This is a genomic window from Pseudomonas sp. 05N36 (genome assembly GCF_056397385.1).
Map to the genome: position 1 here is coordinate 84,020 of NZ_JBFTNH010000006.1, position 26,394 is coordinate 110,413.

The 26,394-nt window shown below is 60.5% G+C and carries 19 protein-coding genes; 11 read left to right on the forward strand and 8 right to left on the reverse strand.

Translation table 11 applies throughout. From position 1 onward, the window contains the following. Positions 1-2: 2 nt before the first annotated feature. Positions 3-1,382, reverse strand: a complete 1,380-nt coding sequence (gene xseA / locus AC1DIH_RS10740; protein WP_054595815.1) for an exodeoxyribonuclease VII large subunit — start codon at positions 1,380-1,382, stop codon at positions 3-5. Positions 1,383-1,509: 127 nt separating this feature from the next. Here xseA and AC1DIH_RS10745 point away from each other — a divergent pair, with 127 nt between their 5' ends. From AC1DIH_RS10745 to guaA, 4 genes are all read left to right on the forward strand, one after another. Beyond that, on the forward strand, positions 1,510-2,271 hold the full coding sequence (locus tag AC1DIH_RS10745) for a sulfite exporter TauE/SafE family protein (protein WP_477771653.1): 762 nt from the start codon (positions 1,510-1,512) through the stop codon (positions 2,269-2,271). 166 nt (positions 2,272-2,437) lie between these two features. Next, positions 2,438-2,986, forward strand: a complete 549-nt coding sequence (locus AC1DIH_RS10750; RefSeq protein ID WP_145015139.1) for a sugar ABC transporter ATPase — start codon at positions 2,438-2,440, stop codon at positions 2,984-2,986. A 263-nt stretch (positions 2,987-3,249) separates the two neighbouring features. After that, positions 3,250-4,719 carry an IMP dehydrogenase gene (gene guaB / locus AC1DIH_RS10755; RefSeq protein WP_145015140.1) on the forward strand — a complete coding sequence of 490 codons (1,470 nt, stop codon included), beginning with the start codon at positions 3,250-3,252 and terminating at the stop codon, positions 4,717-4,719. Between the two features lie 99 nt (positions 4,720-4,818). Next, positions 4,819-6,396: a glutamine-hydrolyzing GMP synthase gene (guaA, locus tag AC1DIH_RS10760; protein WP_477771654.1), complete on the forward strand. Its 1,578-nt coding sequence runs from the start codon at positions 4,819-4,821 to the stop codon at positions 6,394-6,396. A gap of 89 nt (positions 6,397-6,485) precedes the next feature. Here the strand turns inward: guaA and AC1DIH_RS10765 are convergent, their stop codons facing one another. Then, on the reverse strand, positions 6,486-9,533 hold the full coding sequence (locus AC1DIH_RS10765) for a membrane-targeted effector domain-containing toxin (protein WP_477771655.1): 3,048 nt from the start codon (positions 9,531-9,533) through the stop codon (positions 6,486-6,488). 99 nt (positions 9,534-9,632) lie between these two features. Beyond that, positions 9,633-10,337: a trehalose operon repressor gene (gene treR, locus AC1DIH_RS10770; RefSeq protein WP_427544386.1), complete on the reverse strand. Its 705-nt coding sequence runs from the start codon at positions 10,335-10,337 to the stop codon at positions 9,633-9,635. A 222-nt stretch (positions 10,338-10,559) separates the two neighbouring features. On the opposite strand from treR, the gene treP reads away from it, so the two are divergent. The 7 genes from treP to tadA all read left to right on the forward strand — a co-directional run bounded on the left by treP (position 10,560) and on the right by tadA (position 20,175). Then, positions 10,560-12,002 (forward strand): PTS system trehalose-specific EIIBC component, encoded by a 1,443-nt coding sequence (gene treP / locus AC1DIH_RS10775; RefSeq protein WP_477771656.1) that lies wholly within the window; start codon positions 10,560-10,562, stop codon positions 12,000-12,002. 192 nt (positions 12,003-12,194) lie between these two features. After that, positions 12,195-13,844, forward strand: coding sequence for an alpha,alpha-phosphotrehalase (treC, locus tag AC1DIH_RS10780; protein ID WP_477771657.1), 1,650 nt, complete (start codon positions 12,195-12,197; stop codon positions 13,842-13,844). Between the two features lie 96 nt (positions 13,845-13,940). Continuing rightward, a complete protein-coding gene (locus AC1DIH_RS10785) occupies positions 13,941-15,164 on the forward strand; it encodes a carbohydrate porin (RefSeq protein ID WP_477771658.1) in 1,224 nt (407 codons plus the stop codon). A gap of 61 nt (positions 15,165-15,225) precedes the next feature. After that, positions 15,226-17,760, forward strand: coding sequence for a phosphoenolpyruvate--protein phosphotransferase (ptsP, locus tag AC1DIH_RS10790; RefSeq protein WP_477771659.1), 2,535 nt, complete (start codon positions 15,226-15,228; stop codon positions 17,758-17,760). 2 nt (positions 17,761-17,762) lie between these two features. Beyond that, positions 17,763-18,053, forward strand: coding sequence for a PTS sugar transporter subunit IIB (locus AC1DIH_RS10795; RefSeq protein ID WP_477771660.1), 291 nt, complete (start codon positions 17,763-17,765; stop codon positions 18,051-18,053). A 248-nt stretch (positions 18,054-18,301) separates the two neighbouring features. After that, the gene (locus AC1DIH_RS10800; RefSeq protein WP_477771661.1) at positions 18,302-19,678 is read left to right on the forward strand and encodes a multicopper oxidase family protein; all 1,377 of its coding nucleotides are present in this window, start codon (positions 18,302-18,304) and stop codon (positions 19,676-19,678) included. Next, positions 19,678-20,175: a tRNA adenosine(34) deaminase TadA gene (gene tadA, locus AC1DIH_RS10805; RefSeq protein WP_477771662.1), complete on the forward strand. Its 498-nt coding sequence runs from the start codon at positions 19,678-19,680 to the stop codon at positions 20,173-20,175. Before AC1DIH_RS10800 ends, tadA begins: the two co-directional genes overlap by 1 nt. Before the next feature lie 140 nt (positions 20,176-20,315). Here the strand turns inward: tadA and cmoB are convergent, their stop codons facing one another. From cmoB to lon, 5 genes are all read right to left on the reverse strand, one after another. Continuing rightward, positions 20,316-21,272, reverse strand: coding sequence for a tRNA 5-methoxyuridine(34)/uridine 5-oxyacetic acid(34) synthase CmoB (cmoB, locus tag AC1DIH_RS10810; protein WP_477771663.1), 957 nt, complete (start codon positions 21,270-21,272; stop codon positions 20,316-20,318). Continuing rightward, positions 21,269-22,048, reverse strand: a complete 780-nt coding sequence (cmoA, locus tag AC1DIH_RS10815; RefSeq protein ID WP_173860016.1) for a carboxy-S-adenosyl-L-methionine synthase CmoA — start codon at positions 22,046-22,048, stop codon at positions 21,269-21,271. The genes cmoB and cmoA overlap by 4 nt, the downstream gene beginning before the upstream one ends. Before the next feature lie 217 nt (positions 22,049-22,265). Then, positions 22,266-22,901: a lysoplasmalogenase gene (locus AC1DIH_RS10820; RefSeq protein ID WP_477771664.1), complete on the reverse strand. Its 636-nt coding sequence runs from the start codon at positions 22,899-22,901 to the stop codon at positions 22,266-22,268. Positions 22,902-22,903: 2 nt separating this feature from the next. After that, complete coding sequence (locus tag AC1DIH_RS10825) at positions 22,904-23,296, reverse strand: protease inhibitor I42 family protein (RefSeq protein WP_216741109.1); 393 nt, start codon at positions 23,294-23,296, stop codon at positions 22,904-22,906. A gap of 204 nt (positions 23,297-23,500) precedes the next feature. Next, on the reverse strand, positions 23,501-25,921 hold the full coding sequence (lon, locus tag AC1DIH_RS10830) for an endopeptidase La (RefSeq protein WP_477771665.1): 2,421 nt from the start codon (positions 25,919-25,921) through the stop codon (positions 23,501-23,503). Positions 25,922-26,394 lie beyond the last annotated feature (473 nt).

The window sequence follows — 26,394 nt, forward strand, 5'->3', positions numbered from 1 at the left end:
GATCAATCCAGTAAAGAAAGGGTGACGGGCGTCAGGTGGTTGTCTTCAACCCGGACCTGCAATTGGCCTTCGCCGAGTATGGCTTTCAGGCGTTGGCCGTTCTGGGTCTGTGCGGCGCTGCGGATCGCGTTGCCGCGCTCATCGAGCAAAATGCTGTAACCACGACCCAATGTCGCCAGCGGGCTGACCACGTGCAGGGTTTGCATCTGGGTTTGCAGTTGCAGGCGACGGGCCTTGAGACCCTCGCGCATCGAGCGCGGCAGGCGCTCGGCGAGGCTGTCGAGGCGCTGGCGCAGCAGCGCCAGTTGCCGTCCCGGATGTTGCCCGGCGAGGCGGGTCTCCAGGCGAATCAGTCGTTCGCGACGGGTATTGAGACTGCGCTCGAAAGCCCGGCGCAGGCGCATGTCCAGGTCGTCCAGGCGTTGCGCTTGCTGGCGCAGGCGTTCGCCGGGATGACGCAAGCGACGCGATATACCTTCCAGGCGCAGACGATCGCGCATCAAGCGGTCGCGGATGCGCATCACCAGACGCCGATGCAAGCTTTCGACCCGACGCACCAGGTCGCTGGAATCCGGAGCCAACAGTTCGGCTGCGGCGGAAGGCGTCGGTGCACGGACGTCGGCCACGAAGTCGCTGATCGACACATCGGTTTCATGACCGACGGCGCTGACAATCGGGGTGACGCAGGCATCTATCGCACGGGCCACGGCTTCTTCGTTGAAGCACCAGAGGTCTTCCAGCGAACCGCCGCCACGCGCGAGGATCAGCGCATCGAAACCGCGGGCGTCAGCCAGTTTCAGTGCGCGGACAATCTGCGCGGTGGCTTCGCGGCCTTGCACGGCGGTGGGAATCAGGGTCAGCACCACTTGCGGCGCACGGCGACGGAAGACGCTGATGATGTCGCGAATCACCGCGCCGGTCGGCGAACTGATGATGCCGATGCGTTGCGGGTGTGCCGGCAGCGGCACTTTGCGTTCGGCACTGAACAGGCCTTCGGCGCTGAGTTTTTCCTTCAGTGCATCGAACGCCAGGCGCAGCGCACCGTCACCGGCAGGTTCCACGGTGTCGAGAATCAGCTGATAGTCGCCACGCCCTTCAAACAGCGAAACCTTGCCCCGGACCTTGACCGCCAGGCCATCCTTCAACGCCTGGCGAACCCGCGCAGCGTTCTGCCGGAACAGCGCGCAACGCACTTGGGCGCCACTGTCCTTTAGGGTGAAATAGATGTGGCCGGATGCCGGGCGGGCGAGGTTGGAGATTTCGCCTTCGACCCAGATGTTGCTGAACACGTCTTCAAGCAACACCCGCGCGCGGCCGTTGAGCTGGCTGACCGTCAGGACTTCTCGGTCCAGGCCGAGTCTTGCAAAGGGATCTTTAATCATGGGGCGCAGTTTAAAGGCATTCGGCGATCAATCTCCATGGCCGATTACCTTCTTGCTGAAGTGAGCGCTGCGCGCTCCCACAGGGACTGCCGGCTAAAACCATCACAGTGATAAAAAGGAAGTTGCATTGCTGGAATTACTGAATCATTGGGCCTTCGGCGCAACGGACTGGCTGGTGATCGGGCTGGGTATCAGCCTGGCGTACATCGTCTTTGGCGTCGCTGGTTTCGGTACGGCGCTGGTGGCCGGGCCGATCCTGATTCTGTTCATGCCATTGTCGAAGATCGTGCCGCTACTGGTGCTGCTCGATTTCATCGCGGCATTCGGCAATCTGCTGCCGTCGCGGCGCGATGTCGCCAGGCCCGAGTTGTTGCGCTTGCTGCCGTGCATGGCGGTGGGGTGTACGTTGGGAGTGATCTTCCTGCTGAACCTCAAATCGAACCTGTTGCTGCTATTGATGGGGCTGTTTATCAGCGCGTATGCGATTTACAGCTTGTGGGTGAAAGCCCGGCCGACGCAGTTGGCTGCCGCGTGGGCGATCCCGATGGGCACGGTGGGCGGAATGTTCGGGGCGTTGTTTGGCAGTGGCGGCTTTTTATATGCCATCTATCTGAACAGCCGCTTGCCCAAGGATGAGGCCCGCGCCACGCAAAGTGCGTTGATCAGTTGCAGTACGGTGGTGCGCTTGAGCCTGTTCGCGATCGCCGGGGTCTATGCCGAGCTACCCTTGTTGGTACTGGCGGTATGTTTGTTGCCGGCAATGGCGCTGGGGCTGTGGACCGGTCGACGGTTGACCATGAGGTTGTCCCGCGAGGCTTTTGTGCGGCTGGTGACCTGGCTGGTGCTGGCCAGTGGCATTGCCTTGATCGTCAGGTATCTGAACACTTGACCTGAGCCTGTCAGGGATTAAGCTGCCGACCGCCAAATCCTGTGGGAGCGAGCCTGCTCGCGAATAGGCCATCACAATCAATATCGAGGTTGCCTGATCTGCTGCCATCGCGAGCAGGCTCGCTCCCACAGGGATAATCTTCAGTGTTTGCAACAGGGCTGCACCCATGAACTCGCAAAGCATCCTCGTCCCGAAAATCTCCACACTGCCGGTGCACGAACCTCGGGCGCGGGCGATTGTGCGGTGGCTGGTGCGCAAGAACATCATTGAAGAACAGCTCACCACCTGCGGTCGTACCGGCAATCGCATGGCCCACGCCATCGCACCGGGCGCGCGGGCGGTGGTGTTGCATCCCGAAGCGCTGCCATTCGGCGAGCCGATCAATGGGCTGGAAATCATCACCAAGCGCTGCATCTATACACCGGCCAAGGGCTTTCTCGAAGAAGCCGGTTGTGCCGAATGCCGCAAGGAGATCGGCGAAGCGCTGTTCGAAAGCCTGGAAGACTGGATGCCAGGGCGCACCGACAACTTCATCTGCCCGGAATGCGGGCATGAAGACGACATCAACGGCTTTCTGTTCCTGCAGGAGTGCGGCTTCTCGAACCTGGGCTTTATCTTCAATAACTGGGCCGAGGCCGGGTTCAAGCAGAGCTTCATCGACGAGTTCGCCGAATGGCTCGACCTGCCGGTGAGTTGGGTGAAAGTGGAACTGTAAGGCGCCGCCGTCCCTGTAGCAGTTGCCGCAGGCGACGTTCGGCCGCGAAGCGGGCGCTACTCGATCATCCCGTTTTTCCTGTTGAATCGCGTTATGCGGATTTACGGCTGCTTCGCAACCGAACGTCGCCTTCGGCAACTGCTACAGGGACTGCGTCTGGCCAAAATAAGCCCATCCGATAATAGGCTGAGTTTTACATTGAGCCGGCGGGGGTGTCTGAGTATAATGGCGCGCTTCCATTTTCCCGCTCGGGAGCCCCCGCGATGCTGCGTATCAGCCAAGAAGCTCTGACCTTCGACGACATTCTTTTAGTGCCCGGTTATTCCGAGGTGCTTCCTAACGAAGTCAGTCTCAARACCCGCCTTACCCGTGGCATCGAGCTGAATATTCCACTGGTTTCCGCCGCCATGGACACCGTCACTGAGGCCCGTCTGGCAATCGCCATGGCTCAGGAAGGTGGCATCGGCATCATCCACAAGAACATGACCATCGAGCAGCAAGCTGCCGAAGTGCGCAAGGTCAAGCGGTACGAGGCCGGCGTGGTCAAGGACCCGATCACCATCGAGGCTGATGCCACGGTGCGTGAGCTGTTCGAACTGACCCGCATGCACAACATCTCCGGCGTTCCGGTACTGCACGATGGCGACCTGGTCGGTATCGTCACTTCCCGTGACGTGCGCTTCGAGAACCGTCTGGACGCCACTGTCCGTGAAGTGATGACGCCTAAAGAGCGTCTGGTCACGGTCAAGGAAGGCGCCAACAAGAACGACGTTCGCGAGTTGTTGCACAAGCACCGTATCGAGCGCGTGCTGATCGTCGACGATAAATTTGCCCTCAAAGGCATGATGACCGTCAACGACATCGAAAAAGCCAAGGCCTACCCACTGGCCAGCAAGGACGACCAGGGTCGTCTGCGCGTAGGCGCTGCGGTCGGTACCGGTAAAGACACCGGCGATCGCGTCGCGGCACTGGTTGCTGCCGGTGTTGACGTGGTGGTGGTCGACACTGCCCACGGTCACTCCAAAGGCGTGATCGACCGTGTTCGCTGGGTCAAGCAGAATTTCCCTGAAGTCCAGGTGATCGGCGGCAACATTGCCACCGGCGCTGCTGCCAAGGCGCTGGCCGAAGCGGGCGCGGACGCGGTCAAGGTCGGTATCGGCCCTGGCTCGATCTGCACCACCCGTATCGTTGCCGGTGTCGGCGTGCCGCAAATCAGCGCCATCGCCAACGTCGCCGCTGCCCTTGAAGGCACCGGCGTTCCGTTGATCGCCGATGGCGGTATCCGTTTCTCCGGTGACCTGTCCAAGGCCATCGTTGCCGGTGCCTCCTGCGTGATGATGGGCTCGATGTTCGCCGGTACTGAAGAAGCGCCGGGCGAGATCGAACTGTTCCAGGGCCGTTCGTACAAGGCTTACCGTGGCATGGGTTCGCTGGGCGCCATGTCCCAGGCTCAAGGTTCTTCCGACCGTTACTTCCAGGACTCCTCGGCAGGCGCCGAGAAGCTGGTTCCGGAAGGTATCGAAGGGCGTGTTCCGTACAAGGGCACCCTGAGCGCCATCATCCATCAACTGATGGGCGGCCTGCGTTCCTCGATGGGTTACACCGGCAGTGCCGACATCGAAGAAATGCGCACCAAGCCAGAGTTCGTGCGCATCACCGGCGCTGGCATGGCCGAGTCGCACGTCCACGACGTACAGATCACTAAAGAAGCGCCAAACTACCGCGTAGGTTGAGCCTTCAAGCAAATCGTTAAGCAACCGGGGCTGTTCTATTCAGCCCCGAGTTGTTTCTGAATCACGACTGTTTTTGAATTACTTAGACGAGACTGAATCATGGCCCTCGACATTCACGCTCACCGCATCCTGATCCTCGACTTCGGTTCCCAGTACACCCAGCTGATCGCCCGTCGCGTGCGTGAAATCGGTGTTTACTGCGAACTGCACCCGTTCGACATGGATGAAGACGCGATTCGCGAATTCGCTCCAAAAGGCGTCATTCTCGCCGGCGGCCCCGAGTCCGTGCACGTCGCTGACAGTCCGCGCTGCCCGCAAGCCGTATTTGACCTGGGCGTCCCGGTCTTCGGTATCTGCTACGGCATGCAGACCATGGCCGAGCAACTGGGCGGCAAGGTTGAAGGTTCCGAGCTGCGTGAGTTCGGTTACGCCCGTGTCGACGTCGTCGGCAAGAGCCGTCTGCTGGACGGCATCGAAGACCACATCGACGCTGATGGCCTGTTCGGTCTCGACGTATGGATGAGCCACGGTGACAAGGTCACCAAGATGCCAGAGGATTTCCACATCCTGGCCAGCACTCCGAGCTGCCCGATTGCCGGTATGTTCAACGATGCTCGCGGCTACTACGGCGTGCAGTTCCACCCGGAAGTGACCCACACCAAGCAGGGCGGTCGCATCCTCTCGCGCTTCATCCTCGACATCTGCGGCTGCGAAGCCCTGTGGACGCCTTCGAAGATTGCTGAAGACGCCATCGCCAACATCCGCGCCCAGGTCGGCACCGACAACGTACTGCTCGGCCTGTCCGGCGGCGTTGACTCCTCGGTGGTTGCCGCACTGCTGCACAAAGCCATTGGCGACCAACTGACCTGCGTCTTCGTCGACAACGGCCTGCTGCGTCTGCACGAAGGCGAGCAAGTGATGGCCATGTTCGCCGAGAACATGGGCGTCAAGGTGATCCGTGCCAACGCCGAAGACCAGTTCCTCGGTAACCTGGCAGGCGAAAGCGACCCAGAGAAGAAGCGCAAGATCATCGGCCGTACCTTCATCGACGTGTTCGATGCCGAATCCTGCAAGCTCGACAACATCAAGTACCTGGCCCAAGGCACCATCTACCCGGACGTGATCGAGTCGGCTGGCGCGAAAAGCGGCAAGGCACACGTGATCAAGTCGCACCACAACGTGGGTGGCCTGCCGGAAGAAATGAACCTCAAGCTGGTTGAACCGCTGCGCGAGCTGTTCAAGGACGAAGTCCGTCGTCTGGGCCTGGAACTCGGCCTGCCGTACGACATGGTCTACCGTCACCCGTTCCCGGGCCCGGGCCTGGGCGTGCGGATCCTTGGCGAAGTGAAGAAGGAATACGCCGACCTGCTGCGTCGCGCCGACCACATCTTCATCGAAGAACTGCGTAAAGCCGACTGGTACCACAAGGTCAGCCAGGCATTCGTGGTGTTCCAGCCGGTGAAATCGGTAGGCGTGGTGGGTGATGGCCGTCGTTACGCCTGGGTTGTCGCCCTGCGTGCAGTAGAAACCATCGACTTCATGACCGCGCGTTGGGCTCACCTGCCTTACGAGCTGCTGGAAACCGTCAGCGGCCGGATCATCAATGAAATCGAAGGCATCTCCCGCGTTACTTACGACGTGTCGAGCAAGCCGCCAGCGACGATCGAGTGGGAATGATCCCGATCTGACTGATCGTCCGTAATAACCGAAAGGCCCCGTGAATGTGAATTCACGGGGCCTTTTGCGTATCGCGTTACGGTGTTTTCCTACGCTGGCAAGCGTCCTTCGAGCTTCATGCCCATGCGGGTGAGTGCGTGCGAAAGATCGACCAGGCTGGGGTAAGGTTTTTGATGGACGTCGATCCAGGCGGGGCGATTGACCAGGTATTGCCCATTGGCCGTTCGTTCAACCAGGGTTTCTATGATCAGATTGGTTCTGCTGCGATGGATCAATGTCCAGGTTCCATCAGTTTCCTTGAAGGTGAACATTCCCTGGCGGAACAGGAGGCGAGCGATTTCGTCCGGCGTTCGTTGCAGCATCGGCGTCGGCACTTGCAGGTTGATATCGGCATACAAGGTGTCGAACTCTCCATGAAAGTTGACCGGTGGTGGGCTGGCATTGCGACCCACCTCGATGCCGTGGTCTATCTCTATCTGCAGGCTGCGTTCTGGAAGCACCTCCTCAATACGCAAACCGACACCGCCGTTCATTTCACTGATGCCGGCAATGCCTCTAAAGGTATTGGTGTTTTCCTGGCCCGTCAGGACCACCCATTTACCTGAGCTGCCAAGCGCTTCATTGGCACGCATGATCGTGGTGGTGAGGTAGTTTTTAATGGATTGTTCCTGAACGTCAATCAAGGGCGATGCTGGATAGCGGTAGCTTGCCAGGCAGTCGGTCGCCTGGATCCGGATACCGTTCTCGCGAGCCACCTTGACGACCTCGAGTGGGGTGAACTGCCCGGCGGGATCGCTTTGGAGCTGTTTCAGATACTTTTCGAGCATGCCTTCCATTTTTGCGCTTCTGAGGAAGGTATTCAGGTCGAATTGATTGAAGTCGTTGAGCAGGCGATGCATGTAGATCGTCTTGACGCCTTGCCTGGCCAACGTCTGCATGTTCTCGATCAGGAACCGCATGCTGGCAATTCGATCCTGGCTTTCTCCAATCACCAACCCCGGTGAAGCATCGAAGATGTTCTGAATGAGTTCCGGGACAGTCATGGACGGCGTGATGACGGGCTGTACCGGACGTGCCGGTAATGAGGCAAAGAAGTTTTCTTTGGAAAAGAGGGCGCGAGTATCTTTCAACAGGGCGGCGCGATGTCCTGCGACGAACTCTTCATAGGCTGTCAGCCCTTGTATGCGTCCGTTGGGAAGGTTGATTATTTTTACGTGGGTTTCTTTTTTGCCTAACGCCAGGGCGTTGAGCGACCGCCCAGTGGCGGTATCGTACTTCGTCGAGGGCACACTAAATGCTTCCGGTGGCCGGACATGGTCGGGAAACCGGGAAGGTCCCGCAACAGCGGCGAGGTCGTCTTTGCCGCCACCCTTTAAACCGGGTTTCGATGTCAGCTCCCACTCGCCCTCGGCATTCAAGCGCACGGGTATCGATCCCGTGGACGCGTATGGGTTTGCCGGGTCGATGATGGCCCAGGTGCCACCGCCATTGATGTCGGCTTCGTAGCGCACGTAATAGGCTGCGTCGTTCATCATGATCGCAGTCGAGGGGGGGGAGTTGAGCGAGTAGATGCCCTGGAACTTGCCGCTGGTGGCAAGCGGCGCCTCACTTTCCAGAATCTCGTTACTTTGCCAGTGCTCCGGTACTTCAAGGTGCTGTGCCGGCTCCGGCTTCAGCGGGATGAACTCTTGAATTTGAGTAACTGCGGCCTCTGAACCGTCGGATACCTCCGGTCCTTGCGCACCGATCGGTTCAGCAGGATTGGTGGTCTCCCGCAGCCTGGCCATTTCGGCGGCTTCGGCGGCCTCGGCCGAAGCGCCGACCTCCTCCAGAACATCGACCTCCTTGAGCAGCGGCAGGTTGAACAGAAGGTTGATGCCAGCCAGCACGGCGCCTTTTACGCCTTCCTTGCGCTGGGCCACGGTTTTGCCGTTGACGGCCTTGTCGATGTTCAAGCCCATGGACGCGATGCTGGCTCCAATTACCGGCAGTGCAATCGGCCAGCCGAGCAGCGCCAGCGGCCCGAAGACGTGCAGGCCGGCGCTCAGGTAGCCCAGCCACATGCCTTTACGCAGTTGTCCGTTGGTCACCAGGGACAGATCGGCCTCTTGCGACATTGCGCTCTGCACATTACGGCTCAGCCAGGAAAACGCGTCGCCGCTGACGGTGATGTTTTTTTGATTGATCAGATGGTGATCGTATTTGCCCCACGTACCCACCAACTGGTTCATCAGGGGCGTGATGTTGTCGTGGATCTCCTGGCGCACCGACAGCGGGAAATGCGTCATGAATTCGGCATAGCGCGTGTCATCGTTCATTTGCAGCAGGATCCACCAATGCATGTCCGTCAGCGTCGGGTGCACGTGGAACGCATCAGTGGCGCCGGGAACATAGGTGATTTGCCGTCCGCTACCGTCATCGATACGCAGGATATCGGTGGCGACATGCCCGGCTACATCCAGGGCGCATACCCGCAGATTAGCGGGTGCTGAGGTTTGCGCTCGCAAGTTCTCCAGGGTGAGCGGCCAGTTTTTGTCTGCGGCGACGGCCCGGATAACGGTCTGAAACTCTTCCTCCTGCAGCGTACCGTTTTCCCGTGCCTCGACGGCTTTACTCAGGTAGTTGCATTTCGCCAGGGTCCGGTAGTCATCAAAATGCACGCTCCAGTAGGCATTCAGCTTGGCCAGATACCGATCGCTGAAGGTCTCGTGCCAGAAGTCCTTGAGCACGGCGCTGGGGTACATCCGCACTTCGTTGGTTTCGTTGTAAATGCTGGCGGTTGCATCGGCGGTGTAAAACCCGCCGTAACAGTCCAGCTGATCGAAGTAATCCTGATCGGTGACGTAATACCGATGAATGACCAGTTGCGTCAGGGTCATTGACTGAGTGGGTTTAGGGTAGTGCTCCCAACCCAGGAAGGTCTTGGTGCTGCTGGCCGTGACATTGCCAAAACGATGCCACCAGACCTGATCGGGGTCCAGGCCGGTAATGCCGTGTTTTTTCAGGATTTCGGTGGCCATCCCATGGGCTTCTTCGTGCAAGTCGGGACAGGCAGTCACGATGACGGGCGCGATGGCCAGCAGGTGTTGTTTGTCTGTGTTATCGGGCAGCGTTTCACGTGTTTGATCGGTAGGCATGTTCTCGCTCCTTGAGAAATGGGCTGAGAGGATTGCTCATTTGCTCAAGGGAAGTGCACTACATAGTTATGCTCAAACACGATTCCGGAAGGTGTAGGGTCAGCGCCGCGCCACATCAGAAAAGTAGAACTTGTCCAGGGTATGCCGCGATTCGGTGTATTCGAACTGGCGGCCATCCTGCAAAAAGGTCTGGTTGCTGACCACGATCACATGGCTCTGGCCGTCGAGGTCCAGGTGCTGCTGGTCGTCCTTGCTGCGGGGCACCGCTTCGATGGTGCGTTGGGCGTAGGCGATTTGCAGTTGCAGGGTCTGCTCGATGAAGGCGTAGATCGAGTGCTCGGCGATCTCGCGGTTCAGCCCCGGAATCAGGTCGGCGACGAAGTGGTTGATGTCGAGGATCACCCGCTTGCCGTCGATTCGACGCACGCGCTTGATCCGCGTGATCAGGCTGCCTTCTTCAGCTTTCAGGTGTTCGAGCAGGGCGCCTTGCAGGGGAATCTGCTCGAACTCCACGACCTCGGTGCTGACGTCGTTGCCCAGCCTTGGGTAGGTCTCCTGAAAACTGACGATGCCGCCGAGCTGGAATTCGATCGGGTTGGTCGACAGTACGAAGGTGCCTTTACCGTGGACTTTCTGGGCGAAGCCGCGTTCCTGAAGCAGTTCGATAGCCTTGCGCACGGTGCCGCGGCTGGCCTGGTAGCTGTCCATCAATTCGGTTTCGGAAGGCAGCCGCGCGCCGCGTTCCAGACGTTCGGTGGTGATGCTGGCAAGCAGATCGCTGTAGATCTGGTTGTATTTGCTCATAGGGATGGCTGCGTTGTGCTCAAGGCAGGAACCTTAAGGGCAGAGGTGGGGTTTGTCCATTTAGCGTTGAAATCCTCACCTGTGGGAAATAGAGCCACTGGTCGGCTTGTGGGTAAACAAATTGAAACTCGTCTGTACGAGTTGTTGCATTAACTCGTACAGACGAGTACTTTTCGCTTCGGCATGCTGCCAACAACAAAAAAACACAGTGGATGAAAAAGCATGAGCCACGATTACCCGACTATCGCCAGCGAGCTGCTTCATAGCCTCGGTGGTGCTGACAACCTTGAACAGGCCGCGCATTGCGTCACGCGTCTGCGCCTGGCCCTCAAAGACCCGCAGCGGGTCGACAGCGCGACGCTGAACCAGATCGACCTGGTCAAAGGCTCGTTTTTCACCGGCGGCCTGTTTCAGGTGGTCATCGGTCCCGGCGAGGTCGAGAAGGTCTACGCCGCGCTACGCCAACAGACCGGCCTTGCCGCGTCGACCATCGCCGATGTGAAGCAAAAGGGCGCCGACAAGACCAATGCCATGCAGCGTCTGGTGCGGGTGTTCTCCGATGTGTTCATGCCAATCCTGCCGGCGCTGATCATTGCCGGCCTGCTGATGGGCGTGAACAACCTGATCGGCGCCAAAGGCATGTTCATCGAAGGCAAGACCCTGCTTGAGGCCTACCCGACGCTGGACGGTGTCTGGAGCCTGATCAATCTGATGGCCAACACCTCGTTCGTGTTCCTCCCGGCGCTGGTTGGCTGGTCGGCGGCCAAGCGTTTTGGCGGCAGTGAAATCCTCGGCATCGTGCTCGGCCTGATGCTGGTTCACCCGGACCTGCTCAACGCCTGGAACTACGGCAAGGCGGTGGCCGGGCTGGACGGCCAGAGCCTGCCGTACTTCGATATTTTCGGTTGGTTCAAGATCGAGAAGGTTGGCTACCAGGGCCAGATCCTGCCGATCCTGATGGCCGCCTACGTCATGAGCGTCATTGAAAAATGGCTGCGGGCACGGGTGCCGAATGCCATTCAACTGTTGGTGGTGCCGATTACCACCATCGTCGTGACCGGGGTGTTGGCGCTGGCCGTGATCGGTCCGGTGACCCGGCACCTGGGGATTCTGATTACCGAAGGCGTGGTGACCTTGTTCGACCTGGCGCCGATGGTTGGCGGGGCGATTTTCGGTCTGCTCTATGCGCCGTTGGTGATCACTGGCATGCACCACATGTTTCTCGCGGTGGACCTGCAGTTGATCTCGACCCAGGGCGGCACGTTCATCTGGCCGATGATCGTCATGTCCAACCTCGCTCAGGGCAGCGCGGCACTCGGGGTGTTCTACATGACCCGCAGCGCGCGGGACAAAAGCATGGCCTCGACCTCGGCGATTTCCGCCTATTTCGGCATCACTGAACCGGCGATGTTCGGCGTTAACCTGCGCTACAAGTTTCCGTTCTACGCCGCACTGACCGGCTCGGCGCTGGGCTGCATGTTCCTGTCGCTGAACAAGGTTCAGGCCTCGGCGATCGGTGTCGGCGGCTTGCCCGGTTTTATCTCGATCATCCCGCAGTTCATTCCGATGTTCATTGTCGGGATGGTCATCGCCATGGTCGTGCCGTTTGTTTTGACCTGTGGCATGAGCATGAAAATCGTTCGAGCGGGATATCGAGTGGCTTAACAGGCTGAGCACACCTGTGGCGAGGGAGCTTGCTCCCGTTCGGCTGCGAAGCAGTCGTAAAACCGGCGGATGCGGTGTGCTTGGCTAAATGCATTTACACGTTTTTGGGGCCGCTTCGCGGCCCAGCGGGAGCAAGCTCCCTCGCCACAAAAGAACAATGCTCAGCGCATAAATTCATTGAAGGAATCCGCCATGCAAGACTGGCAGCGTTCGGTGATCTACCAGATCTACCCGAAGAGTTTTCACAGCCACGCCGGCAACCCCACGGGCGATCTGCTCGGGGTGGTGGCCAAGCTTGATTACCTGCAATGGCTGGGTGTCGACTGCCTGTGGATCACCCCGTTCCTGCGGTCGCCGCAACGCGACAACGGCTACGACATCAGCGACTACTACGCCATCGACCCGAGCTACGGGACCATGGCCGACTGCGAGTTGCTGATCGCCGAGGCCGGCAAGCGCGGGATCAAGCTGATGCTCGACATCGTGGTCAACCACACCTCCATCGAGCACAGCTGGTTTCAGCAAGCGCGCAGCAGCCTTGATAACCCGTACCGTGACTTCTACATCTGGCGCGATCAGCCGAACAACTGGGAGTCCAAGTTCGGCGGTTCGGCCTGGGAATACGAGGCGCAAACCGGGCAGTACTTTTTGCACCTGTTCGACCACACCCAGGCCGACCTCAACTGGGACAATCCGCAGGTCCGTGCTGAAGTCTTCAAGCTGATGCGCTTCTGGCGTGACAAAGGCGTGGGCGGTTTCCGTCTGGACGTGATCAACCTGATCTCCAAGCCGACGGACTTCCCCGAAGACCACACCGATGGCCGACGCTTCTACACCGACGGCCCGAACGTGCACGAATATTTGCAGGAAATGCACCGCGAAGTCTTCGAAGGCCATGACCTGATCAACGTTGGCGAGATGTCTTCCACCAGCCTTGAGCACTGCATCCGCTATTCGCGGCCGGACTCCAAAGAGCTGTCGATGACCTTCAACTTTCATCACCTGAAGGTCGATTACCCCAACATGCAGAAGTGGGTTCGCGCCGACTTCGACTTCCTTGAACTCAAGCGCATCCTTTCCGACTGGCAGACCGGGATGCAGGCCGGTGGCGGCTGGAATGCGCTGTTCTGGTGTAACCACGATCAGCCGCGCGTGGTGTCGCGGTTTGGCGATGACGGCGAACATCGAGTGGTCTCGGCGAAGATGCTCGGCACCGCGCTGCACTTTTTGCAGGGCACGCCGTTCATCTATCAGGGTGAAGAGTTGGGCATGACCAACCCGGGCTTCGAACGCATCGAGCAGTACCGGGATGTCGAAACCCTGAACATCTACCGGCTCAAGCGCGAGGCGGGCGAGTCCGAGGCCTCGAGCATGGCTGCGATCATGCAGAAATCCCGCGACAACAGTCGCACTCCCATGCAGTGGAGCGCGTTACCCAATGCCGGTTTCAGCAGCACCGAGCCGTGGATCGGCGTGCCGGCCAACGCCACGCAGATCAACGTCGAAAACCAGCTCGACGACACGACTTCGGTGCTGCACCACTATCGCCAACTGATTGCCTTGCGCCGCAGCGAACCGCTGATCCAGGACGGCGTGTATCGCCAGCTCTTGCCCACGCACAAACAGGTCTGGGTGTACCTGCGTGAAGGAGAAGGCGAGCGGCTGTTGGTGGTGAACAACTTCTATGGCACGGCGTGTGAAGTCGAGCTGCCGGAGCGGGTGATCACCGACTGCATGTTGCAACGCCGGGTGATCAGCAACTACCCGGACAGTGAGGTGCGCAAGCAGCAACTGTTCCTGCGGCCTTACGAGTCGTTCGTTCTGCACCTGACCGACCACTAAACAACAGGCTTTTCAAACAACTCGCAGGGCACTGCGCGGGGGCTTTTTGCGCGCAGGTTTTGCCGGATGAGCACAATAAAAATAATGGGGTGGCTCTTGAAAACAACAATAAATCGTAGCCTTGCAACAGCGTGCGTGTGCCTGGTATTGCCGTTCTCGGCCCACGCTCTGGAGTTCGCCGGCTACCTGCGCAGCGGCGTCGGGAGCACGGTCAATGGCGGCTCGCAATCGTGTTTCAAACTGCCCGGCGCAGAGTCGAAGTACCGTTTGGGTAACGAGTGCGAACAGTACGCGGAGCTGGAGTTGCGTCAGAACCTGCTGACCCTCGATGACGGCTCGGTGCTCAGCGTCGATGGCATGGCTTCGCTGTACAACCAGTACGACCGCAATCTGACGTTCCAGGGTGACAACGGCTCGGTGCGGATGCCGCAGATGTATGCGCAGTGGTCGAACCTGCCGAGCCTTAACGGCGGTTCGCTGTGGGCCGGTCGGCGCTACTACAAACGAAACGACATCCACATTTCCGACTTCTACTACTGGAACCAGAGCGCCACGGGCGGCGGTATCGAGGACGTGAAGATTGGCGATCTGAAATACAGCTACGCGTTTTCGCGCAAGGACAACCTGTACCAGAAGGACTACGTGACTCGACACGATTTCAACGTCTCAGGCTTTGATACCAACCCTGGTGGCGAGCTGGAGTTTGGCCTGAGCTACATCGACAAGCCCGACCGTCGCGACGCGCACGCAGGCTGGGCGATCACTGCTCAACATGTGCAGAAAGACTTTTTCGGCGGCAAGAACAAACTGGCGCTGCAATACGGCGAAGGGCCCGGCACCGGGTTGGGCTACACCGGCGACGTGGGGCTGGATGACCGCAACAAGAGCTACCGGCTGGTGGAGTTCTTCGACTGGCAACTGACGCCGCGTTTTGGTGGTCAGGTCGAAGCGGTCTATCAAAAGGATATTCGCCCGGACGGTAACGGCCAGAACTGGATTTCCCTGGGAGTTCGTCCGGCGTATGCGATCACCGATCAATTCAAGCTGGTGACTGAGCTGGGGCACGATCAGGTTGAGGCGCCCGGCGGCACGCGCAAGCTGAGCAAGTTCACCTTTGCCCCGACCTGGTCGCCCAAAGGTCCGGGGTTCTGGGAACGCCCCGAGGTGCGTTTGTACTACACCTATGCCAGCTGGAACGAGGCCGCCAAGCGTGCGGCCAATGAACTGGCGCAAGGTTCGGCGTTGTCCGATACCGGCGCGTTCGGCACGGCATTGCATGGTGCGAACGTCGGATTGCAGGTCGAGTACTGGTGGAAATAAGCGATGCTGTCGGGGCTCGTGCTCCATCGGCACTTCAAAGAACAAAACCGCAGGTGAAGTCATGACCCTAACCCAACCCTTGCAATTGCTGGCGCCGCTGTCCGGGGTGCTGATGCCGCTTGATCACGTACCGGATCCGGTGTTCGCCAGCCGGGTAATCGGCGACGGCCTGTGCATCGACCCGACCTCGCAGGTCCTGTGCGCACCGTTGGCCGGCGCCGTCAGTAATCTTCAACACAGCGGCCATGCGATCAGCATCACCGATGACAGCGGTGTACAGGTGTTGCTGCACATTGGCCTGGACACCGTGAACCTGAAAGGCCAAGGGTTCAGCGCCTTGGTCGAGCAGGGGCAGCGTGTTGAAGCCGGGCAGCCGTTGATCGAGTTCGATGCCGACTATATTGCCCTGCATGCCCGCAGCCTGTTGACCTTGATGCTGGTGGTCAGCGGCGAGCCCTTCAGTCTGCTGACACCGGACAGCGGTCTGGTGGCCTGTGCGCAGCCGGTGTTGCGCCTGAGCCTGGGCGATCCGCGTACCGTTGTTGCGCAGGAGGAGGGCGAAGCGCTGTTCTCCAAACCGGTTCATCTGCCCAACCCCAATGGCCTGCACGCACGGCCGGCGGCGGTCTTTGCGCAGGCGGCGAAAGGCTTTGCGGCGAGCATTTGCCTGCACAAGCAGCAGGACAGCGCCAACGCCAAGTCGCTGGTAGCGATCATGGCGTTGCAGACGGTGCACGGCGATGCGTTGCAGGTCAGTGCGGTAGGTGAAGATGCCGAATTGGCAATCAGCACGCTGGCCCAATTACTGGCGGATGGCTGCGGCGAGGCTGTGACTGCGGTGGCAGTGGTCGCGCCAGTGGTTCAGGCGCAGGAGGTGTCGGCGAAGCTGCTGCGCGGTGTCTGCGCTTCGGCGGGTTCGGCCTTCGGGTACGTGGTGCAAGTGGCGGAGCGTGCTCTGGAAATGCCTGAGTTTGCTGCGGATCAGCAGGTGGAGCGCGAGTCGCTGGAATGTGCGCTGACACACGCGACGCAGGCGCTGCAACGCTTGCGTGACAACGCAACCGCTGAGGCGCAGGCGGACATTTTCAAGGCGCATCAGGAACTGCTGGAAGACCCGAGCCTGCTGGAGCAAGCCCAGGCCCTGATCGCTGAGGGCAAGAGCGCGGCGTTTGCCTGGAACAGTGCCACCGAAGCCACCGCCACGCTGTTCAAGTCGCTGGGCAGCACGTTGCTTGCTGAGCGCGCGTTGGACCTGATGGACGTCGGTCAGCGTGTGCTCAAGCTGATTCTCGGGGTGCCGGACGGTGTCTGGGAGTTGCCGGATCAGGCGATCTTGATTGCCGAACAACTGACACCGTCGCAGACCGCCGCGCTGGATACCAGCAAGGTGTTGGGCTTCGCCACCGTCGGCGGAGGTGCCACCAGCCATGTGGCGATTCTCGCCCGGGCCTTGGGTTTGCCGGCCGTGTGTGGTTTGCCGCTGCAAGTGCTGTCGCTGGCCAGTGGCACGCGGGTGCTGCTCGATGCCGACAAGGGCGAATTGCACCTGGACCCGGCGGTGTCGGTGATCGAGCAGTTGCATGCCAAACGCCAGCAGCAACGCCAGCGTCATCAACACGAACTGGAAAACGCTGCACGGGCCGCCGTCACCCGCGACGGTCATCACTTTGAAGTCACGGCCAACGTTGCTTCGCTGGCCGAAACCGAGCAGGCCATGAGCCTCGGGGCTGAAGGTATCGGCCTGTTGCGTTCGGAGTTTTTGTATCAGCAGCGCAGCGTGGCGCCGAGTCACGATGAACAGGCCGGCACCTACAGCGCCATCGCCCGCGCACTGGGCCCGCAACGCAATTTGGTGGTGCGTACGCTGGATGTCGGCGGCGACAAACCCTTGGCCTACGTGCCGATGGACAGCGAGGCCAATCCGTTTCTGGGCATGCGCGGGATTCGCCTGTGCCTGGAGCGTCCGCAGCTGCTGCGTGAGCAGTTCCGGGCGATTCTGAGCAGCGCCGGGCTGGCGCGTCTGCACATCATGTTGCCGATGGTCAGCCAGCTGTCGGAGCTGCGTCTGGCGCGGCTGATGCTTGAAGAAGAGGCGCTGGCGCTGGGGCTCACGGAGCTGCCGAAACTGGGCATCATGATCGAAGTCCCGGCAGCGGCGCTGATGGCGGACCTGTTTGCACCTGAAGTGGATTTCTTTTCCATCGGCACCAACGACCTGACCCAGTACACCCTGGCCATGGACCGCGATCACCCGCGCCTGGCCAGTCAGGCCGACAGTTTTCACCCATCGGTACTGCGCCTGATCGCCAGCACCGTGAAGGCCGCCCATGCCCATGGCAAGTGGGTCGGGGTGTGTGGCGCGCTGGCCTCGGAGACCTTGGCGGTGCCGCTGTTGCTGGGGCTTGGCGTGGATGAACTGTCGGTCAGCGTGCCGCTGATTCCGGCGATCAAGGCGGCGATTCGCGAGGTCGAGCTCAGCGACTGTCAGGCCATCGCGCATCAGGTGCTGGGGCTGGAAAGCGCCGAGCAGGTCCGCGAGGCCTTGAGTGTGCAGCAGCAGGCGATGGTCGAAACTTCACAGGTGTTGGAGAGCTGAACATGTTCGAGAAAATGCAACGGGCGTTCTGGAAGGCGCTGACCCCGGACCTGGTGGTGGATGAGCCGAAGGTGGCTGCCCGTCCTGTCTCGGGCCTGACAGCGAATGTCGTGGCCGCGCTGGGCGGGGCGAGCAACCTCAAGTCGCAACAGCACGTTGCCCTGACGCGGGTGCGGGTGGAGTTGAAGGATGCCGCGCTGCTGGACGCGACAGCCTTGCGTGCGGCGGGTGTACCGGGGGTGATGGCGTTGGCGGGCGGGGTGGTGCACCTGATCACAGGACTGGATGCGTAACCGAATCCTGTGGCGAGGGAGCTTGCTCCCGCTGGGGCGCGAAGCGGCCCTAAAACCTGAAATCGCATTCCGCCAGACACCAAGCACAGGATGGTTTTACGACTGCTTCGCACTCGAGCGGGAGCGAGCTCCCTCGCCACAGGTGATGTGCGTCCCTTTGTTGCCCTTACTGTTTCTCATCCGCAGGTGTATCGTATTCGCCTTTTGCGGGCTCAGGCCTGCCGCTGATACGTGAGGTTGTTGAGTTCATGTCCTTTACCCGTCGACAAATACTGGGTGGTCTGGCCGGTTTGGCAGTGGTGGGCGTCGGGGCGGGTGGTGCATCGCGTTACTGGCTGGGGAAAATGGCCGACGCCAGTGCGGGTCATGACTACGAACTGATCGCCGCGCCGCTGGATGTCGAGCTGGTGCCGGGGCACAAAACCGAGGCCTGGGCCTTTGGTCCGTCGGCGCCGGGGACGGAACTGCGGGTGCGCCAGGGCGAATGGCTGCGGGTGCGCTTCATCAACCACCTGCCGGTGCCCACCACCATTCACTGGCACGGCATCCGTTTGCCGCTGGAGATGGACGGCGTGCCGTACGTCTCGCAATTGCCGGTACTGCCGGGCGAGTATTTCGACTACAAATTCCGCGTGCCGGACGCTGGCAGCTACTGGTATCACCCGCACGTCAACAGCAGCGAAGAGCTGGGGCGCGGGCTGGTCGGGCCGCTGATCATCGAAGAACGCGAGCCCACCGGTTTCAAGTACGAGAAGACCCTCAGCCTGAAAAGCTGGCACGTCGATGAAGAGGGCGCCTTCGTGCCGTTCAGCGTTCCTCGTGAAGCGGCGCGCGGCGGCACGGCCGGGCGTTTGGCGACCATCAATGGCGTGCCACTGCCGGTGATCGACTTGCCGGCCGGGCAGATCACCCGGGTGCGCCTGCTGAATCTCGACAACACCCTGACTTACCGCCTCAACATTCCGGGCGTCGAAGCGCAGATCTACGCGCTCGACGGCAACCCGATCGAGCCGCGTCCGCTGGGTAAGGAATACTGGCTAGGCCCCGGCATGCGGATTTGCCTGGCGATCAAGGCCCCAGCGGCGGGTGAAGAATTGTCGCTGCGTAACGGGCCGGTGCGCATTGGCACCTTGCGTTCGGTGGCCAACAATGACGCGCCAACCCAGTGGCCACCGGCGCTGCCGGCCAACCCGATTTCCGAGCCGGACCTGGCCAATGCCGAGAAGCTCAACTTCAATTTCGAATGGGTTGGATCGGTGTCGGTGAACGTCGATAATGGCAAGCCGCCGAGCCTCTGGCAGATCAATGGCAAGGCTTGGGACATCACCGACAAAACCTGCGCCGACCGCCCGATTGCCAAGCTTGCGAAAGGCAAAAGCTACATTTTCGAATTGAAGAACATGACCCAGTACCAGCACCCGGTTCACTTGCACGGCATGAGCTTCAAGGTCATTGCCTCGAACCGCAAAAAGATCATTCCGTATTTCACCGACACCTACCTGCTGGGCAAGAACGAACGCGCCCAGGTAGCGCTGGTGGCGGATAACCCGGGGGTATGGATGTTCCACTGCCATGTGATCGACCACATGGAAACCGGCCTGATGGCCGCGATCGAGGTGGCCTGATGCGTCAGATACGCCCGGCGAAGATCATCGACCGTAGCCGCGATCAGGACTTCATGCGTGAAGCCCTGGCGCTGGCCGCGCAAGGTGCCGCCCTCGGTGAAGTGCCGGTGGGCGCGGTGCTGGTGCAGGACGGTGAAATCATCGGTCGCGGCTTCAATTGCCCGATCAGCGGCAGCGACCCGAGCGCCCACGCCGAGATGGTCGCGATTCGCGCTGCGGCGCAGGCCGTGAGCAACTATCGCCTGCCGGGCAGCACGCTGTACGTCACACTGGAACCGTGCAGCATGTGCGCCGGTTTGATCGTGCATTCACGGATTGCGCGGGTGGTTTATGGGGCGCTGGAGCCCAAGGCTGGGATCGTGCAAAGCCAGGGGCAGTTCTTTACCCAGGGCTTTCTCAACCACCGGGTGCTGGTCGAAGGCGGGGTCTTGGCCGAAGAGTGCGGCGCGGTGCTGAGCGAGTTCTTCAAGGCCCGACGCGCCAAACCCGCAGTTTGAGACACAACACAAATCAACTGTGGGAGCGAGCCTGCTCGCGATGGCGGCCTGACATTCAACATTGATGTTGGATGTTAGGGCCTCATCGCGAGCAGGCTCGCTCCCACAGGGGGGATCTCCATTGGCAGGGAGATTGGGCGTTATTTTTTGGCCACGATCACCGCGCGCATCGGCGCCGGCAGACCTTCAATGGTCTTGCTGTGATCATCCGGATCGAGAAAGTCGCTCAGCGACTGATACTTCATCCACTCGGTCCCGCGTTGTTCTTCAACCGTGGTCACGCTGACATCCACGCAGCGCACATCGCTGAATCCGGCACGGCGCAGCCAGAGCATCAGCGCCGGCACCGACGGCAGGAACCAGACGTTGCGCATCTGCGCATAACGGTCTTCCGGCACCAGCACCTGCTGCTCATCGCCTTCGATCACCAGCGTTTCCAGCACCAGCTCACCGCCCTTGACCAGGCAATCCTTCAGTGCCAGCAAATGCTCGATTGGCGAGCGGCGGTGGTAGAACACGCCCATGGAAAACACGGTGTCGAAGCCTTCCAGATTCGGTGGCAGGTCTTCAAAAGGAAACGGCAGGTGCCAGGCGTTGGGCTCGGACAGGTAACGCTGCACCGCCTGGAACTGGCAGAAGAACAGCCAGTTCGGGTCGACGCCGATCACGCTGTCGGCACCGGCGCCGAGCATGCGCCACATGTAGTAGCCGTTGCCGCAGCCGACATCGAGGATGCGTTTACCCTTGAGGTCCAGGTGCGGGGCGACTCGCGACCACTTCCAGTCCGAACGCCATTCGGTGTCGACGTGTACACCGAACAGGTCGAGCGGACCTTTGCGCCAAGGCGACAAACCCATCAGCGCGGTGCGCATTTGCGCGCGGGTTTCATCGTCGCAGTCGGTGTTCAGGGTCAGGCCGTTCAGCAAGTCGACTTCACTCGGCTGGAGCTTCGGCAAGGCGTCCAGCGCGCTCTGCCAGCGCTCGAGGTCGCCGTGACCTTTTTCCATTTTTACGTCGAGTTGCGCTTGCAGGGTGTTGGCCCAATCGGCCAGTGGCGTGCCGGCCAGACGGCGGGCGAGGGGGGACAGATCAATCATGGCAAGGCAATCAACGAGGCAAAGTTAAGACACTGGAACCACGGCACGACTTTCGAGAACCCGGCGGCCAGCAGGCGTTCGCGGTGTTCCTGGAGGCTGTCGGGCTTCATGACGTTTTCGATGGCGCTGCGCTTCTGGGCGATTTCCAGTTCGCTGTAGCCGTTGGCGCGTTTGAAGGCGATGTGCAGGTCGGTGAGCAGCGCGTGTTCTTCGGCATCTTCGAAACGCAGCTTTTCCGACAGAATCAGTGCGCCGCCCGGCAACAGCGACTGACGAATACGTGCAAGCAGTGCCAGGCGTTGGTCCGGGGCAATGAATTGCAGGGTGAAGTTCAGCGCCACCACCGAGGCCGGTTTGAACTCCAGCGCGAGAATGTCGCCTTCGATCACTTCAACCGGCAACAGCTCCTGGAACATCGAGTCCTGGCCGTTGAGGTATTCGCGGCAACGCTCGACCATCGCCGCCGAGTTATCCACCGCAATCACCCGGCAACCGTCGGTGCGCACATGACGGCGCAGGGCCTGGGTCACAGCGCCAAGCGACGAGCCGAGGTCGTAGAGCACGCTGCCCGGCTGGGCGAATTGYGCCGCGAGCACACCGAGGTTTTCGACAATGGTCGGGTAACCCGGCACCGAGCGCTTGATCATGTCCGGGAACACCCGCACCACGTCCTCGTTAAAGGCGAAGTCAGGCACCTGGGCCAAAGGCTGGGCGAAAAGGCGATCGGATTCTTTGCTCACGGCGGTTCCAGCGGCGGATGTGGAAAAGGCCGGCATTTTAGCCAAATTGACGGGGGGATGCGCGGGTTGTCTGATAAACCGCCTGGTTCACGCAATCTGTGCGGCGAGCGGGCTGTTGTGGCGAGGGAGCTTGCTCCCGTTGGAGTGCGTAGCACTCCCAAAACCTGCAATCGGGTTTTGTCAGGTACACCGCGTTCACCGGGTTTAGGGCCGCTTCGCAACCCAGCGGGAGCAAGCTCCCTCGCCACAGGGTTCAGCGCGGTTTCTGGGAGAACGCCGACGCGGTAATCCCCCATTGCCCCAGCCAGTAGCTGAGGATGATCACGTAAGGTGCGGCTTCAAACGGCACGACAAAACGGCTGATGCCGATCACGCTGTCGGAGAACACAAACGCCAACGCACCACCGGCCGCCAACAGCGCCGAGCGCTTGGGCACGTCGCTGCCCAAACGGGCCAAGGCTCGCCAAAGCATGGCGCTGATGGCCACGCCGTAGACGATCACCGGAACCAGCAACGGCCCCAGGCCATGGCTGATCAGGATCCCCAGCAACACAGCACCGACGCCTAGCGCGAAGGTCAGCGGCGCCAGCGCCAGGCGTCGGCAATCACTCAAGTAGGCTTTCAAGTACACCAGGTGCGCCACCAGAAACGCGCCGAGGCCAAACACGAACAAATCCCCCGGCCACGCCAGCAGCACATCGCCGAGCACCGAAAACATCAGGCCAAGGCTGATCCAGCGCCGATAGTCGCTGGGCGGCGCGTCGTGCAACCAGCCGAGCAGCGCCAACACCGGCAACGGTTTGACCACTAGGCACAGCAACGCGGCGTGAATGCTCACTCCGTAAAGAAACGTCACCGCGCCCATCAGCGCCAGAATCAGCCAGCCCATGATCAGTTGACCGAAATCGCGCAGTCGAAAGTTTGTGCAGGTTCGACTTCCGGTTCCCACGGCTGTTGATAAGTCAGGCGCAAACGTCCGTTGCCTGCAGCGAACGCTTGAAAGCGCCAGGTCGATTGCCCGCCACTGCCCACCAGCCCGGTGTTTTCCGGGTTGCTGTAAACCTCGGGACTGATCGCCCGCAGCACACCGCCAGCCGAATCCTGGATCGCCCAGCGATAACCGGTGGTCGGGTTGCTTGGCAGGGTCAGGATCAGGTGTTGCCCGTTGTTCAGTTGCACCGGGCATTCGCTTTGTTTTTCCACCGTCACGTTCTGTTTCGGTTGAGTGGCGCAGGCGGCCAGCAGGGCGAGGCTCAGGGGCAGAAGCAGACGGGTAGGGGACATTGGATCTGGAACTCCGGTATTCACGACGAACGGCGAGCATAACCGAAGATGAATCAAAGTGTGACGGTCCCGACCGGGACGGCCGAAGGTTTGGCGTCGTGAGTGCTGACGTCATCGCGAGCAAGCTCGCTCCCACAGGTTTATCACTATCCCTGTGGGAGCGAGCCTGCTCGCGATGGCAATGGTAATGGCGCTACATCACTGTCAGAACAACACCTTCGCCACATCCGCAAAGCGCTTGGCAAAGTGCACGGTGATCCCTTCCTTCAGGTAATCCGGCAGTTCCTCAAAACTGCCACGGTTGGGCTCCGGCAAGATCAGTTCGAAGATCTTCTGCCGACGCGCCGCGATCACCTTCTCGCGGACCCCGCCAATCGGCAGTACATGCCCGGTCAACGTCAGCTCGCCGGTCATGGCCACGCCTTTTTTCGGCGGCTGGTTGCGCGCCAGCGAGAGCAGGGCGCTGGCCATGGTTACGCCGGCGCTTGGGCCGTCTTTCGGTGTTGCACCTTCGGGTACATGCAGGTGGATGAAGGCTTCGTCGAAAAACTTCGCGTCGCCACCGAACTGCTTGAGGTGCGAGCTGACGTAGCTGTAGGCGATCTCGGCCGATTCCTTCATCACGTCACCCAGTTGCCCGGTGAGCTTGAAGCCGCGGTTGAGGGTGTGAATGCGCGTGGCTTCGATCGGCAAGGTCGCGCCGCCCATGCTGGTCCAGGCCAGGCCGGTGATGACCCCGGTGCCGGACAGCACTTGTTCGTTGCGAAACACCGGCATGCCGAGTGAGGCTTCGAGGTCTTTGGGGCCGATCTTGATTACAGCTTTCGGTTCGTCGATCAGCTTCACCACCGCTTTGCGCACCAGTTTGCCCAGTTGTTTTTCCAACTGACGCACCCCGGCTTCGCGGGCGTAACCGTTGATCAGGGCTTTCAGCGCGCTGTCGCTGATGGACAGGCTGGTTTTCGACACCCCGGCTTTCTCAAGCTGTTTTGGCCACAGGTGACGCTTGGCAATGGCGACCTTTTCTTCGGTGATGTAACCCGACAGGCGAATCACTTCCATCCGGTCGAGCAACGGACCTGGAATCGAGTCCAGGGTGTTGGCGGTGCAGACGAACAGCACTTTCGACAGGTCCAGGCGCAGGTCCAGGTAATGGTCGAGGAATTCGACGTTCTGTTCCGGGTCCAGGGTTTCCAGCAATGCCGAGGCTGGGTCGCCCTGGAAGCTTTGGCCCATCTTGTCGATTTCGTCGAGCATGATCACCGGGTTCATCACTTCAACGTCTTTCAACGCCTGGACCAGTTTGCCCGGCAGCGCACCGATGTAGGTGCGGCGGTGGCCCTTGATCTCGGCTTCGTCGCGCATACCGCCGACGCTGAAGCGATAGAACGGCCGCCCCAGCGACTCGGCGATGGATTTGCCGACGCTGGTCTTGCCCACGCCAGGCGGGCCGACCAGCAGCACGATGGAGCCGGCGATCTCGCCTTTGTAGGCGCCGACCGCAAGGAATTCGAGGATCCGGTCCTTGATGTCGTCGAGCCCGGCATGGTGTTGGTCGAGGACTTTGCGCGCGTGCTTGAGGTCGAGTTTGTCCTCGCCATAAACGCCCCACGGCACCGCTGTCGCCCACTCCAGGTAGTTGCGGGTGACGGCGTATTCCGGCGAGCCGGTTTCGAGGATCGACAGCTTGTTCATTTCCTCTTCGATGCGTTTCTGTGCCTGTGGCGGCAGGACCTTGCCCACCAGCCGCTGCTCGAACTGCTCGACGTCGGCGCTGCGGTCGTCCTTGGTCAGCCCCAGTTCCTGCTGGATGACCTTGAGTTGTTCCTTGAGGAAAAACTCGCGCTGGTGTTCGCCGATCTTGCGGTTCACTTCGGCGGAGATTTCTTTCTGCAAGCGCGCGACTTCGACTTCCTTGCGCAGCATCGGCAGGACTTTTTCCATGCGCTTGAGCATTGGCACGCAGTCGAGCACTTCTTGCAGCTCGCTGCCGGTGGCCGAGGTCAGGGCGGCGGCGAAGTCGGTCAGTGGCGACGGATCGTTGGGGCTGAAACGGTTGAGGTAGTTTTTCAGCTCTTCGCTGTACAGCGGGTTGAGCGGGAGCAGTTCCTTGATCGCGTTGATCAGCGCCATGCCGTAGGCCTTGACCTCATCGGTCGGCTCGCTTGGCTGGTGCGGGTATTCGACTTCCACCAGGTACGGTGGGCGATGGTGTTTGAGCCAGGTCTTGAGGCGTACGCGGGTCAGGCCCTGGGCGACGAATTGCAGTTTGCCGTTTTCGCGGCTGGCGTGATGGATCTTTACCAGCGTGCCGTAGAGCGGCAGGGCGGAGGTGTCGAAATGCCGTGGGTCTTCTTGCGGGCTGTCCATGAAGAACAGTGCCAGCGAGTGATGTTCGGACTTGGCGACCAGGTCGAGGGTTTCGGCCCAGGGTTCTTCATTGACGATCACCGGCAGTACTTGCGCGGGGAAGAACGGGCGGTTGTGAATCGGGATGATGTAGACCTTGTCCGGCAGGTTCTGGCCGGGCAGGGCCAGGCCTTTGCCTGTTGAGGTGTGGTGTTCGGCGTTTTCGGGGTCGGCGTAGTCGCTCGGGTTATCCGGGAATTCTTGCTGGTCGCTCATGGGRCACCTGCGCAATGGGGTATGAGGGATAGATGGGGCAGGTGGTGGGTGGTTTCAATGGGGGGCGGTTGTTAGCGGGTGTTTCATAAGGTGTATTCGCCCAACTATTGTGGGAGCTGAGCTTGCTCGCGATGGCGGCCTGACAGCCGGCCAACCTCTTGCGGATGTACACAGTTCAACTGTGGGAGCGAGCCTGCTCGCGATGGCGGCCGGACAGCCGGCCAATGTCTTGCAGGTGTACATATCCATTCCTGCGGTAACGGCCACTTAGGGTTTCGCCCTGACGGCGACTCACTTTTTTTACAAGCGCCTAAAAAAAGTAAGCAAAAAACGCTCGCCCCAAGCGTACGGCACCTCGCTTAGGCTCGGCGTTCCCTCGCTACGGTATTCATCAGGGGGCATCGCCTACGGTCTGCTTCGCGACGACCTCCTCTCGATGTGTCCGGCTGCGCCGTACGGCGCTGCGCGCCCAC